The sequence below is a fragment of the Ponticoccus sp. (in: a-proteobacteria) genome (genome assembly GCF_048381735.1).
Genome location: NZ_JBLXGL010000002.1, coordinates 111398 through 124629 on the forward strand (window position 1 = coordinate 111398; position 13232 = coordinate 124629).

Consider the following 13232-nt stretch of genomic DNA (forward strand, 5'->3'; position numbering starts at 1 on the left):
GTCCAACCGGCGGACTCATTTTGTCGATTGTCCGGCTTTCACGGTAAAAGGGCGCCCGAAGGCGCCCTTATCAACCGTTTCAGCTCAGCTTGCCGTGGCAGTGCTTGAACTTCTGGCCCGATCCGCAGGGGCACAGGTCGTTGCGGCCCGGGTTGCCCCAGGTCGAGGGATCGTTCTCGTCGAAGCCTTCGAGGGCCGCGCCTCCGGCCATTTCCATCGTCGCCGGGTTCGGTGCGACGGCGCCCGGGGCCGGTTCCGGCTGCTGGGCGGTCTGGGCGGCCTGCGCGGCGCGCTGCATCTCGGCCTGCTGCTGCGCCATCTGCTGGACCATCCTGCGCTGCTCTTCCTCGGTCATCGGGCGAACCTGTGACAGCTGCACCGTCACCTGTTCGCGCAGGCTTTCGAGCATGTTCTCGAACAGCTGGAAGGCTTCGTTCTTGTACTCATTCAGCGGATCGCGCTGCGCGTAGCCCCGGAAGCCCACGACAGAGCGCAGGTGTTCCAGCGTCAGAAGGTGCTCGCGCCACTTGGCGTCGATGCTTTGCAGCAGCACCTGCTTTTCGATCTGGCGCATGGTGTCCGGGCCGAAGGCTTCGGCCTTCTCGGCCATCATCTTGTCAGAGGCCTCTTCAAGCCGCTCGCGGATCACGTCCTGGTCGACGCCATCCTCTTCGGCCCAGCCGATCACCGGCACATCAAGGCTCAGCTTCTCGATGCAGGCGGCATAAAGACCCTGCATGTCCCATTGTTCGGCATAGGCCCTGGGCGGGCAGTAGGTGTCGACCAGTTCGTCGATGACCTCGTGGCGCATGTCGGTGACGATCTCGTTGAGATCCTGCGCCTCCATGATCTCGCGCCGCTGGGCAAAGATCACCTTGCGCTGGTCGTTCATCACGTCGTCGAACTTGAGCAGCTGCTTGCGGATGTCGAAGTTGCGCCCCTCGACCTTGGCCTGCGCGCGCTCCAGCGACTTGTTCACCCAGGGGTGGACGATGGCCTCGCCCTCTTTCATGCCCAGAGACGACAGCACCTTGTCCAGACGTTCGCTGCCGAAGATCCGCATCAGGTCGTCTTCGAGCGACAGGAAGAAGGAGGACCGGCCCGGGTCGCCCTGACGGCCCGAACGGCCGCGCAGCTGGTTGTCGATGCGGCGGCTTTCGTGGCGCTCGGTCGCAAGCACGAAGAGGCCCCCGGCCTCTTTCACCGCCTGCTCGGCAGCGCCGTGTTCGGCCTCGATGCGCTCGCGGATCGCCTCGGGGTCGGCATCGGGCTCTGCCGCGATGGCCTCCATGATCTTGAACTCGACGTTGCCGCCCAGCTTGATGTCGGTGCCCCGGCCCGCCATGTTCGTGGCGATGGTGATCGCCCCCAGCTTGCCCGCGTCGGCGACGATCTGCGCCTCCTGCTCGTGCTGGCGCGCGTTCAGCACGTTGTGCTTCAGACCGGCCTCGGTCAGCAGGCGGCTGAGCATCTCGGACTTCTCGATGGAGGTCGTGCCCACCAGAACCGGCTGGCCCTTCTCATGCGCCTTGCGGATTTCCTCGACGATGGCGGCGTATTTCTCGGCGCCGGTGCGATAGACCGCATCGTCCTCGTCGATCCGCGCGATCGGCAGGTTGGTTGGCACCTCGACAACGCCAAGGCCGTAGATCTGCTGGAATTCCTCTGCCTCGGTCGAGGCGGTGCCGGTCATGCCAGACAGCTTTTCGTAGAGGCGGAAGTAGTTCTGGAAGGTGACAGAGGCCAGCGTCACGTTCTCGGGCTGGATGGTGCAGCCTTCCTTCGCCTCGATGGCCTGGTGCAGACCGTCCGACAGGCGGCGGCCCTGCATCATGCGCCCGGTGAATTCGTCGATCAGCATCACCTCGCCGTCGCGGACGATGTAATCCTTGTCCCGCAGGAACAGCTTGTGCGCCCGGATCGCCTGGTTGACGTGGTGCACGACGGTGGTGGACTCGGGATCATAGAGTGTCTGGCCCTCGGCCAGCAGGCCGCGCGCCTGAAGCTGCTCTTCGAGGTACTCGTTGCCCTCGTCGGTGAAGGTCACGTTGCGGGTCTTTTCGTCCAGGTCGTAGTGATCCTCCTGCAACTCGGGGATCAGCTTGTCGATGGCCTGATACAGTTCCGACCGGTCCTGCGCCGGGCCCGAGATGATCAACGGCGTCCGCGCCTCGTCGATCAGGATCGAGTCCACCTCGTCGACGATGGCGAAGTAGTGGTCCTTCTGGTTGATCTGGGCGAGGTCCGACTTCATGTTGTCGCGCAGGTAGTCGAAGCCAAGCTCGTTGTTGGTCGCGTAGGTGATGTCGCAGGCATAGGCCTGCGCCTTCTCGTCCTCGGGCTGGCGCGGATAGATCACGCCGCAGGTCAGGCCGAGCGCGCCGTAGACCTTGGTCATCCACTCCGCGTCGCGCTTGGCGAGATAGTCGTTGACGGTGACCACATGCACGCCGCGCCCGGTCAGCGCATTCAGGTAGGCCGGGAAGGTGGCGACCAGCGTCTTGCCCTCACCGGTCTTCATCTCCGAGATATTGCCCTGGTGCAGGAAGATCCCGCCCATCAGCTGCACGTCGAAGGCGCGCAGACCCAGCGCCCGCTTGGCGCCCTCGCGGCAGTTGGCAAAGGCCTCGGGCAGGAGGTTGTCGAGGCTCTCGCCCTCGGCAATCCGCTTTTTGAATTCCTCGGTCTTGGCGATCAGCCCGGCGTCGTCGAGCGTCTCGAACTCCGGCTCCAGCGCGTTGATCTTCTCGACCAGCGGCCGCGTCGCCTTGACCTTGCGGTCATTGGGCGTGCCAAAGATCTTGCGTGCGACTTTTCCGAACATTCGAACCCGATCCTATCCCGTCTTCGTGTGCGGCATCTGCTTGCCCGCCACGCCCATGAACCATATGACGGTGGAAACGACCGGCCTCGCAGAGCCATTGGGGCATGTAAGGGGCGGGCCGAAAAGTGTCAACGCCGCAGGGGGACGCGGCCAGTCTACAAAGGACGAAACGATGTCAGAAACACGCAAGATCCTCGCAGCCGCCGCCATGGCGCTCTCCGCCGCGCTGCCCGCGCAGGCCCAGGAAGAGCTGGCGGTCGACAGCGTGGTCGCCACGGTGAACGGAACCGACATCACGGTGGGCCACATGCTGATGGTCCGCGCCGGCCTGCCCGAGCAATACCAGCAGCTGCCCGACGCGGCGCTCTGGGACGGCATCCTGAACCAGATCATCCAGCAGGAAGTGCTGTCCCAGTCCGAAGGTCAGGCGGAAACCCTGCGCACCCGCATCGCGCTGGAGAACGAGGAACGCTCGCTGCGCGCCGCCGAGGCGATCACCAAGGTTGCAGAGGCCGCGGTGACCGACGAACTGATCCAGAAGGCCTATGAGGACGAATACGTCAACGGCGAGCTGGGCATGGAATACAACGCCTCGCACATCCTCGTCGAGACAGAGGAAGAGGCCACGGCCATCGCCGCCGAGGTCCGCGACGGCGCCGATTTCGCCGAAACCGCCAAGACCAAGTCGACCGGCCCCTCGGGCCCCAACGGCGGCTCGCTGGGCTGGTTCAGCGAGGGCATGATGGTCGCGCCCTTCCAGGAGGCCGTCGAGACGATGGAGCCGGGCGCGGTCTCCGACCCGGTGCAGACGCAGTTCGGCTGGCATGTGATCAAGCTGAACGAGACCCGCAACATGGAGGCCCCCGCCCTCGACGCGGTGCGCGGCGAGATCGCGCAGAAGCTTCAGGCCGAGGCCGTGCAGGCCCATATCGACGGACTGGTCGAGGGCGCCGAGGTCGACAGCAAGGCTGCCGAGACGCTCGACACTTCGGTTCTTTCCAACTTCCAACTTCTGGATCAGTAACGATGCCGCCGCGCTCTCCCCTCGCTCCTGACAGCTTCCCCGCCCTGCCGGTCATCGGCGGGGTGCGCTTCGCCGCGGCCCAGGCCGGGGTGCGTTACAAGGGCCGTGTCGACGTCATGCTGGCGCTTCTGGACCCCGGCAGTGTCGTGACCGGCGTCTTCACGCGCTCGGCCACACGCTCGGCCAATGTGCTCGACTGTCAGGCCAAGATCGGCCACGACAGCAAGGCGGGCGCGGCGATCATCGTGAACTCCGGCAATTCCAACGCCTTCACCGGCAAGGTCGGTGACGGCTCGGTCCGCGCGATCTGCGAGGCCGCGTCCGGCATCACCGGCCTTCCGGCCGAACGCATCTTCACCTCCTCGACCGGGGTGATCGGCGAACCCCTGCCGCACGACCGCATCATCGCCAAGCTCGAAGAGCTGAACGAGGGGCTGACCGAGGACGCCATCGAGATGGCCGCCAAGGCGATCATGACCACCGACACCTTCCCCAAGGGCGCCACCGCGACCATCGAGGTCGAGGGCAAGCCGGTGAAGATCGCGGGCATCGCCAAGGGCTCGGGCATGATCGCGCCCGACATGGCCACCATGCTGGTCTATATCTTCACCGACGCGCAGATCTCCCGCAGCGCGCTGCAGGAGATCGTCAGAACCGTCAACGCCCGGACCTTCAACAATATCACCGTCGACAGCGACACCTCGACCTCGGACACGCTGCTGATGGCGGCCACCGGCGCCTCCGGCGTCGATGTCACCGGCAATGCCGCCTTTGCCGAAGCGGTCGAGGCGGTCTTTCTCGACCTCGCGCATCAGGTGGTGCGCGACGGCGAGGGCGCGACCAAGTTCGTCACGGTCACCGTGACCGGCGCCGCCTCGGATGCCGATGCCCGGACCCATGCACTGGCCATCGCCAACTCGCCGCTGGTCAAGACCGCCATCGCCGGGGAAGACCCGAACTGGGGCCGCATCGTCATGGCCGTCGGCAAATCCGGCGCCGCGGCGGATCGCGACACCCTCTCGATCCGCTTCGGAGACGTGCTTGTCGCGGACAAGGGCTGGCGCGCCCCCGACTACCGCGAGGAACAGGGCGCGGCGCTGATGAAAGAGCCAGAGATCGACATCACCGTCGATATCGGCCTGGGCCAGGGCAGCGCCACCGTCTGGACCTGCGACCTGACCCACGGCTACATCCAGATCAACGCGGACTATCGCTCCTGAGGCGCAAGCCCTGCGCTTCTTCTGTCCGGAAATATCCCGGGGTGCGGGGCAGCGCCCCGCTCCTCCCCTCGCCGCAGGTGCCAGACCCATGAAGATTGTCCTCGTTTCCGCCGTCGCCCTCATCGACCCCGATGGCCGGGTCCTTTTGGCGCAACGGCCGGAAGGGAAATCCATGGCCGGCCTCTGGGAGTTTCCCGGCGGCAAGGTAGAGCCCGGAGAGACGCCCGAAGCGGCGCTGATCCGCGAGCTGCACGAGGAACTGGGCATCGAGACATGGGAAAGCTGCCTTGCGCCGCTGACCTTCGCCTCGCATTCCTATCCCGATTTCCACCTGCTCATGCCGCTTTTCGCCTGCCGCAAATGGGGCGGGACACCGCAGTCCCGAGAGGGACAGGCGCTGAAATGGGTGCGCGCCAATGCGCTGAAAGACTACCCCATGCCGCCCGCGGACATCCCGCTGATCCCGATTCTGCGGGACTGGCTCTGACCGGGCGCGCCTCGGGTCAAACCGCCTCACCTTCAGGTTTTGTCAATTTTTGTGCGGCAAGGGCCCGGTGAAGGGGCTCTATGCCTGATCTTTCGGCATTTCCCGTCCGGGTTTCGATAGCAATAATCTTGCGCGTCAGGCATTCTATACGCAATGCACAATTGGGGAGGTAACGACATGCTGCGGACCATCACTCTGGGAAGCTGCGTCTCCGTTCAGGGGCTTCTTGAAAAGATCCTGCCGGACGGCCGTGTTTCCGTCCGCGTCGGCAATCGCATCTACACCGGGTTGCCGGTGGTGGGCAAAGCCTCGGCCTGAACGCGGCTCTGTCCCTGACGGAACCGGAACAAATGAAAAGGCCCCCGAATTTCGGGGGCCTTTTGCGTAATCCTATCGGCCTCTCCGGCCGGGCGGGGATCAGTCGAGCGACCGCTCGACCTCTTCCCGCTCGAAGATCTCGATGACGTCCGCCGGGCGGATGTCTTCGTAGTTCTCGAAGGCCATGCCGCATTCCTGACCCGAGATGACCTCTGCCACCTCGTCCTTGAAACGCTTCAGCGTCTTCAGCGTGCCCTCGTGGATCACCACGTTGTCGCGCAGCAGGCGCACACCGGCAGAGCGGCGCGCCACGCCTTCGGTGACCAGACAGCCCGCGACCTTGCCGACGTTGGAGACCTTGAAGACCTCCTTGATCTCGGCGTAGCCGATGAACTTCTCGCGGATCTCGTTGGACAGCAGGCCAGAGGCCGCCGCCTTCACGTCGTCCACGAGGTCGTAGATCACGCTGTAGTAGCGGATCTCGACGCCCTTCTGGTTCGCGGCGTTCCGCGCCGGTGCATTGGCCCGGACGTTGAAGCCCAGGATCGGCGCGCCGGAGGCTTCGGCCAGACCCACGTCGGTCTCGGTGATCGCGCCGACACCATAGTGCAGCACGCGCACGCGGACCTCGTCGTTGCCGACCTTTTCCAGCGCCTGAACGATGGCCTCGGAAGAGCCCTGCACGTCGGCTTTCACCAGAACCGGCAGTTCCGACACGTCCTTGTCGTCCTTGGCCTTCTGCATCAGCTGCTCGAGGGTCGTCGCGGCACCGGCGGCGGCGCGCTTCTCCTTGGCGACGCTGGCGCGATACTCGGCGATCTCGCGGGCCTGCGCCTCGGTCTCGACGACGTTCAGGACGTCGCCGGCCTCGGGTGTGCCGTTGATGCCCAGCACCTCGACCGGAACCGACGGACCGGCTTCGGAGACGCGCTCACCCTTGTCGTTGATCAGCGCGCGGACCTTGCCGAACTGCTCACCCACGACGAAGATGTCGCCCTGCTTCAGCGTGCCGTTCTGCACCAGAACGGTGGCCACGGGGCCGCGACCCACGTCAAGCTGCGCCTCGATCACCGCGCCTTCGGCATTGCGGTTCGGGTTCGCCTTCAGTTCGAGAAGCTCGGCCTGAAGTGCGATGGCTTCCAGCAGCGAATCGAGGCCCTGGCCGGTGGTGGCCGAAACCTCCACGTCCTGCACCTCACCCGACATCTGCTCGACCACGACTTCGTGCTGCAGCAGGTCGGTGCGCACCTTGGTGGCATTGGCCGAGGGTTTGTCGATCTTGTTGATCGCCACGATCATCGGGACCTTGGCGGCCTTGGCGTGATTGATCGCCTCGACCGTCTGCGGCATCACCGCGTCGTCCGCCGCAACCACCAGCACGACGATATCCGTCACCTGGGCGCCGCGCGAACGCATCGAGGTAAAGGCCGCGTGGCCCGGCGTATCGAGGAAGGACAGGATCTGCCCGTCCTTCGTGGTCACCTGGTAGGCGCCGATATGCTGGGTGATGCCACCGGCCTCGCCCGAGGTCACGTTGGCGTTGCGAATCGCATCCAGAAGCGAGGTCTTGCCGTGGTCGACGTGACCCATGATCGTGATCACCGGCGGACGCGGCATCAGGTCTTCGGCCTTGTCGTCCTCGACCTTCAGCACGTCCTCGACGTCGGCATCGGACACGCGCGTCACGCGGTGGCCGAACTCCTCGATGATCAGCTCGGCGGTGTCGGCGTCGATGCTCTGGTTCTGGGTCGCCATGATGCCGTTGTTCATCAGCGCCTTGACCACATCGGCCACGCGCTCGGCCATCCGGTTCGCCAGTTCGGCCACCGCGATCGCCTCGGGCAGCTGAACGTCGCGCACGATCTTCTCGCGCTGCTGGGATCCGCCCATCGCCTTCTGGCGCGCACGCTCCTGCTTGCGCTTCATCGCGGCCATGGATTTCTGGCGACCACCTTCGCCCGAGAGCGCCTGGTTCAGCGTCAGCTTGCCGGCCCGACGGCCACCGCCCTCGTCGCTGCGTCCACGGCGACCGCCACGGTCGTCCTTGGTGTCCTGCGGTTCGGTGCGGCGCGGTGCGGGCTTGCCCTGCGTCTTGGCGCGCGGCGCCTCTTCTGCCGGGGCAGGCTGCGCAGCGGCGGCCTTGGCCGCCTCGGCGGCCTCGCGCGCCTTGCGCTCTTCTTCCTCGACCTTGCGCTTCAGGGCCTCTTCGGCCTCGCGCTGGTCGCGCTCTTTCTGTTCCTTCTCGGCGCGCAGGCGCTCACGCTCTTCGGCGCGGGCCTTTTCGTCGGCGGCGCGCTGCGCGGTTTCTTCCGCTTCGCGGGCCTTGGCGGCCTGCAACGCCTTCAGGCGGCGTTCCATCTCTGCATCGGAAATGCCCGCGGGACGCTTGCCAGAGCCGCCAATCGGCCCTTTGCCACCGCCCGCACCAGCCGCCGCGCCGGAACCCGGTTTGGGCACCACGACGCGCTTGCGCTTGGTCTCCACCACGACGTTCTTGGTCCGGCCATGGCTGAAGCTCTGCTTCACGCTGCCAGAGCGCGAACCGCCGCCACGAACACCCAATGTCTTTTTCCCGTCGTTATCGCTCATCAAGCTTCTTCATCCTTTCAGGCGGCCCCTGCCGCCAAGATCCGCAGTCGCCGCTGCGACGCGCATACCCTTCAGGCGTTGCGCATCCTCTACAATACGCGGCACCAGACCGCCAGAGCCAAGCGCGGCATGTATCACAGTTTGTCGACCGAAGGCCATTCCCAACTCGTCCGCCGTGAGCCAGCCGATATAGCGCCCCCCGTAGGGTGTGCTGAGTTTCGACTTGCCGCGACCCGATCCGTCTTCGGCCTGTATCAGTACCGTGGCCTCTTCCGCCTGAAGCCACGCCTTTACCTTTTCATACCCCGACACCGCCCCACCGGACTTGCGCGCCAGCGAAATCAGATCGATCACGCGCCGGGCGAGCATCTGCTCGACAAGATCGGCCAGCCCCTCCGGCACCTTGACCGGCTGCTTCATGGCCCGCGAGAACAGCCCCTTGGCGGCAGCCTTGTCCAGCGCCGCCCGGTCGGCAGACACATATACCCCCCGTCCGGGCAGTTTTCCAGCCAGATCCGGAACAATCTGCCCGTCGGGGCCAAGCACGAAGCGGACAAGACCGTTTTTCGGCTGCACCTCGCCGGTGGCGATGCACTTCCGCTCCGGTCCGTCCTCGCGCTGTTTTGCCTGGCCGCCTCGGGTCATGGATTGCCTCAGGCCTCCCGCTCTTCTTCGTCGGTGTCTTCGCCGTCTTCCGGCTCTTCACCCTCTTCGCCCTCTTCCAGCTCGGTCGGGTCGACCCAGCCCAGCAGCACGCGGGCGGTCATGACCATTTCCTGCGCATCTTCGAGGCTGACGCCGAATTTCTCCAGCAGACCATCGTCCTTGGTCCGCTGCCCGTCGACGGTCGTCCAGCCGCCGGCCAGCTCCCAGTCGGCGCAGGTGGCGAAGTCTTCCAGCGAGGTCACACCGTCCTCGGCCAGCACCTCGATCATCTGCGGGGTCAGGCCCTCGAAGCCGAACAGGCTGTCGTCGGCGCCCAGTTCGCGGGCGCGGGCCTCGGCCTTGCGGGCCTGTTCCTCGAGGAATTCGCGGGCGCGGGTCTGAAGCTCTTCGGCGGTGCTTTCGTCGACGCCGTCGATCACCAGAAGCTCGTCCATCTCGACATAGGCCACCTCTTCGAGGTTGGTGAAGCCTTCCGAGACCAGAAGCTGGGCGAAGAACTCGTCGAGGTCCAGCGTGTCCATGAACAGCTTGGTGCGCTCTTCGAACTCGGCCTGACGGCGCTTCGATTCTTCCTCTTCGGTCATGATGTCGATGTCGAGACCGGTCAGCTGCGACGCCAGACGCACGTTCTGACCGCGACGACCGATGGCAAGCGACAGCTGCTCGTCCGGGACGACGACTTCGATGCGCTCGGCCTCTTCGTCGAGGACGACCTTGGACACCTCGGCGGGCTGAAGCGCGTTCACCAGGAAGGTCGGCACGTCCTCGTTCCACGGGATGATGTCGATCTTCTCGCCCTGAAGCTCGTTCACGACGGCCTGCACGCGGCTGCCGCGCATACCGACGCAGGCGCCGACCGGGTCGATGCCGCCGTCATAGGAGATCACGGCGATCTTCGCGCGCGAACCCGGGTCGCGGGCCACGGCCTTGATCTCGATGATGCCGTCGTAGATTTCCGGCACTTCCATCTTGAACAGCTCGGCCATGAACTCGGGCGCGGTGCGCGACAGGAAGATCTGCGGGCCGCGCGTCTCGCGGCGCACGTCCTTGATGTAGCAGCGGATGCGGTCGCCGGGGCGGTAGGCCTCGCGGCCGATCTTGTCGTTGCGGCGCAGGATCGCCTCGCCACGGCCCACGTCGACGATGACGTTGCCGTATTCCTCGCGCTTGACCAGGCCGTTGATGATGGTGCCCGCGCGGTCCTTGAACTCGTCGTACTGGCGGTCACGCTCGGCCTCGCGGACCTTCTGCAGGATCACCTGCTTGGCCGACTGCGCCGCGATCCGGCCCAGTTCCACCGGCGGAACCTCTTCGACGAAGGTGTCGCCCACCTGCGGGTCGGCCATGTACTGCTTGGCCTGCTGGACGGTCATCTCTGCCTGGTAGTTCTCCAGCTCCTCATCCTCGACCACGGTGCGCACGCGGGTAAAGGTGGCGCGGCCGGTCTTGCGGTCGATGGACACGCGGATGTCCATTTCGCTGCCGTAGCGCGACTTCGCGGCCCGGGCGAGGCTTTCTTCCATCGCCTCGACCACGAGGCCGGGGTCGATCATCTTCTCGCGTGCGACCGCCTCGGCGGTCTGAAGCAGCTCGAGCTGGTTCGCAGAGGTGATTGCCATTATTCTTCCTCCTCGGGCCCCTCGGCCTCGATTTCGTCAAACCTTGTTTCGTCGATGGCGCCTTCGGACGCGCCGCCCGGCGCGGCCTTGCGGGCGCGCAGCATCTCGCGGATCAGCTCGTCGGTCATCACCAGCTTGGCGTCGGACAGCCAGTCGAACTGCAGGCCCACGGTGCCCTCGTCGAGATTGACCAGCACCTCGCCGTCCTCGACACCCGCCAGCACGCCGCGAAAGCGCTTGCGGCCGTCGATCATCTCGGTGGTTTCCAGCTTGGCCTCGTAGCCCTCGTAGGTCTCGAAATCCTTCAGCCGGGTCAGCGGCCGGTCGATGCCGGGGCTGGAGACTTCCAGCGTGTACTGGTCGGAAATCGGGTCCTCGACGTCCAGCACGGCAGAGACGGCGGTCGAGATCTCGGCGCATTGGTCGACTTCGATGCCGCCCTCGGGCCGCTCTGCCATGATCTGCAACAGGGGCGTGTTGCCGCCCTGCAGGCGGATGCGCACGACTTCGAAGCCCATGTCCTCGATCACCGGAGTGATGATCTCGGCCACGCGCTTGTCCATGCCGGTCTTGGCGATCAGGTCGGTCATTCGGGTCCTCCCAATGGGCGGAAAACAAAAAAGCGGGCCAGCGGCCCGCTCGAAAGTCTCGGTGGGCGCCGGGGGACCGACGCGCCGCTGTTGCAAGGGCATATAGGCCAGCCCCTCCCGCAACGCAAGCGGATTCGCCGATCAGCCGCCCGGGGCGGTGGAAAGGCCCTTCGAAGGGCCTTCCGAAAGCCGCTTCCAAGCGGCTTCCCCCGCTCAGGTCATGACGTCGGGTTCCGCCCGCCCGGTGATCGCGCGCAGCTGCGTCAGTTCCTCGACCGCCAATACGATCTCGGCCAGCGCCTGTTGCGTCTCGATCTCCAGATCGCCCTCGGCGGGCATGTAGCGTTCGAGGTAGACGCGGATCGTCGCGCCCTCCGTCCCGGTGCCCGACAGACGCATCACCGCGCGCGAGCCGCCCCGGAACATCACCCGCAGGCCCTGCTTCTCGCTGACCGACCCGTCCACCGGGTCGAGATAGGCAAACTGGTCGGCCTCCTCGACGGTCAGCCCGGCGACCCCGGTGCCCGGCAACCCGTCCAGCTTGGCCACCAGCCCCTCGACCACGGCATTGGCCTTCTCGGTCTCGACCGCCTCGTAGTCGTGGCGCGAGTAGTAGTTGCGACCGAAGGTCTGCCAGTGGTCGCGCAGGATGTCGGCCACCGACATCTTCCGCACCGCCAGCACGTTCAGCCACAGAAGCACCGCCCAGAGCCCGTCCTTCTCGCGCACGTGGTCGCTGCCCGTCCCGGCGCTTTCCTCGCCGCAGAGCGTCGCCTTGCCCGCGTCCAGCAGGTTGCCGAAGAACTTCCAGCCGGTGGGCGTCTCGTAGCAGCCGATGCCCAGCTTTTCCGCCACCCGGTCGGCGGCGCGCGAGGTCGGCATCGACCGCGCCACGCCCGCCAGCCCGCGCGCGTAGCCCGGCGCCAGATGCGCATTGGCCGCCAGCACCGCAAGACTGTCCGAGGGCGTGACGTAGACGCCTTTGCCAAGGATCATGTTGCGGTCGCCGTCGCCGTCCGAGGCCGCCGCGAAATCCGGGCCATCCTCGGACATCACCAGATCGACCAGCGGCTTTGCCCAGATCGGGTTGGGGTCCGGGTGGCCCTTGCCGAAATCCACCTTGGGTGTGCCGTTCAGGACGGTGCCCTTCGGCGCGCCCAGCCGGTTCTCGAGGATCTCATGCGCATAGGGGCCGGTGACCGCGTGCATGGCGTCGAACTTCACCGCAAAGCCGCCCGCGAGCAGCGCCCGGATGGCGTCGAAGTCAAACAGCGTCTCCATCAGCGCGGCGTAGTCGGTGACCGGGTCCACCACCTCGACCACCATGTCGCCCAGGGCGACCTCTCCCAATGCGGACAGGTCCAGGTCGGGCGTCTCCAGCGTCACGTAGCGCGAGATCGTCTTGGTGTTCTCGAAGATCGCCCCGGTCACGCTTTCGGGGGCCGGACCGCCGTTGGCGGTATTGTACTTCAGGCCGAAATCCTCGTCGATGCCGCCCGGGTTGTGGCTGGCCGACAGGATCAGCCCGCCGTTCGCCTCGCGTTGCCGGATCAGGTTCGACGCGGCGGGGGTGGACAGCAGCCCACCCTGCCCCACGATGCAGCGCGCCGCGCCATTGGCGGCGGCCATGCGCAGGATCGTCTGGATCGCCTCGGCGTTGAAATAGCGCCCGTCGCCGCCGACGACGAAGGTCTTGCCCTCGCAGCCCTCGATGGCATCGAAGATCGACTGCACGAAGGCCTCGACATAGCCCTCCAGCATGAAGACCCTGGTCTTCTTGCGCAGGCCCGAGGTGCCGGGCTTCTGCCCGTCGAAAGGCGTGATCTCGCGGGTCACGGGGGTGGTCATGGTCGTCCTTCCTTGCAGGCGGGGCCTGTCTTCTGTCGTGTCCGGGC

The 13232-nt window shown here is 65.9% G+C and carries 10 protein-coding genes; 4 read left to right on the top strand and 6 right to left on the bottom strand.

The window, feature by feature from the left end:
* Positions 1 to 79 precede the first annotated feature (79 nt).
* Positions 80 to 2824: a preprotein translocase subunit SecA gene (gene secA, locus ACN5KJ_RS04895; RefSeq protein WP_418592338.1), complete on the bottom strand. Its 2745-nt coding sequence runs from the start codon at positions 2822 to 2824 to the stop codon at positions 80 to 82.
* Positions 2825 to 2996: 172 nt separating this feature from the next.
* On the opposite strand from secA, the gene ACN5KJ_RS04900 reads away from it, so the two are divergent.
* The 4 genes from ACN5KJ_RS04900 (at position 2997) to ACN5KJ_RS04915 (ending at position 5873) form a co-directional block, all read left to right on the top strand.
* Positions 2997 to 3848, top strand: a complete 852-nt coding sequence (locus tag ACN5KJ_RS04900; protein ID WP_418592340.1) for a peptidylprolyl isomerase — start codon at positions 2997 to 2999, stop codon at positions 3846 to 3848.
* A gap of 2 nt (positions 3849 to 3850) precedes the next feature.
* Entirely contained in the window at positions 3851 to 5068 is a 1218-nt protein-coding gene (gene argJ / locus ACN5KJ_RS04905; RefSeq protein ID WP_418592342.1) for a bifunctional glutamate N-acetyltransferase/amino-acid acetyltransferase ArgJ, read from the top strand.
* Positions 5069 to 5156: 88 nt separating this feature from the next.
* Complete coding sequence (gene mutT / locus ACN5KJ_RS04910) at positions 5157 to 5555, top strand: 8-oxo-dGTP diphosphatase MutT (protein WP_347166165.1); 399 nt, start codon at positions 5157 to 5159, stop codon at positions 5553 to 5555.
* Positions 5556 to 5732: 177 nt separating this feature from the next.
* Complete coding sequence (locus tag ACN5KJ_RS04915; protein ID WP_347166166.1) at positions 5733 to 5873, top strand: hypothetical protein; 141 nt, start codon at positions 5733 to 5735, stop codon at positions 5871 to 5873.
* A 99-nt stretch (positions 5874 to 5972) separates the two neighbouring features.
* On the opposite strand, the gene infB is transcribed toward ACN5KJ_RS04915, so the two are convergent.
* From infB to ACN5KJ_RS04940, 5 genes are all read right to left on the bottom strand, one after another.
* Entirely contained in the window at positions 5973 to 8462 is a 2490-nt protein-coding gene (gene infB, locus ACN5KJ_RS04920) for a translation initiation factor IF-2 (protein ID WP_347166167.1), read from the bottom strand.
* A gap of 9 nt (positions 8463 to 8471) precedes the next feature.
* On the bottom strand, positions 8472 to 9107 hold the full coding sequence (locus ACN5KJ_RS04925) for an RNA-binding protein (RefSeq protein ID WP_418592345.1): 636 nt from the start codon (positions 9105 to 9107) through the stop codon (positions 8472 to 8474).
* Between the two features lie 8 nt (positions 9108 to 9115).
* On the bottom strand, positions 9116 to 10747 hold the full coding sequence (gene nusA / locus ACN5KJ_RS04930) for a transcription termination factor NusA (RefSeq protein ID WP_418592347.1): 1632 nt from the start codon (positions 10745 to 10747) through the stop codon (positions 9116 to 9118).
* Positions 10747 to 11337 (bottom strand): ribosome maturation factor RimP, encoded by a 591-nt coding sequence (gene rimP / locus ACN5KJ_RS04935; protein ID WP_206563800.1) that lies wholly within the window; start codon positions 11335 to 11337, stop codon positions 10747 to 10749. The genes nusA and rimP overlap by 1 nt, the downstream gene beginning before the upstream one ends.
* Positions 11338 to 11550: 213 nt before the next feature.
* A complete protein-coding gene (locus ACN5KJ_RS04940) occupies positions 11551 to 13185 on the bottom strand; it encodes an alpha-D-glucose phosphate-specific phosphoglucomutase (RefSeq protein WP_418592348.1) in 1635 nt (544 codons plus the stop codon).
* Positions 13186 to 13232: the final 47 nt, after the last annotated feature.

Bases quoted from the DNA above. Each gene is read 5' to 3' on its own strand.
- rimP (WP_206563800.1), bottom strand. From the start codon at position 11,337: ATGACCGACCTGATCGCCAAGACCGGCATGGACAAGCGCGTGGCCGAG.
- ACN5KJ_RS04915 (WP_347166166.1), top strand. From the start codon at position 5,733: ATGCTGCGGACCATCACTCTGGGAAGCTGCGTCTCCGTTCAGGGGCTT.
- ACN5KJ_RS04900 (WP_418592340.1), top strand. From the start codon at position 2,997: ATGTCAGAAACACGCAAGATCCTCGCAGCCGCCGCCATGGCGCTCTCC.
- ACN5KJ_RS04940 (WP_418592348.1), bottom strand. From the start codon at position 13,185: ATGACCACCCCCGTGACCCGCGAGATCACGCCTTTCGACGGGCAGAAG.
- argJ (WP_418592342.1), top strand. From the start codon at position 3,851: ATGCCGCCGCGCTCTCCCCTCGCTCCTGACAGCTTCCCCGCCCTGCCG.
- secA (WP_418592338.1), bottom strand. From the start codon at position 2,824: ATGTTCGGAAAAGTCGCACGCAAGATCTTTGGCACGCCCAATGACCGC.
- nusA (WP_418592347.1), bottom strand. From the start codon at position 10,747: ATGGCAATCACCTCTGCGAACCAGCTCGAGCTGCTTCAGACCGCCGAG.
- ACN5KJ_RS04925 (WP_418592345.1), bottom strand. From the start codon at position 9,107: ATGACCCGAGGCGGCCAGGCAAAACAGCGCGAGGACGGACCGGAGCGG.
- infB (WP_347166167.1), bottom strand. From the start codon at position 8,462: ATGAGCGATAACGACGGGAAAAAGACATTGGGTGTTCGTGGCGGCGGT.
- mutT (WP_347166165.1), top strand. From the start codon at position 5,157: ATGAAGATTGTCCTCGTTTCCGCCGTCGCCCTCATCGACCCCGATGGC.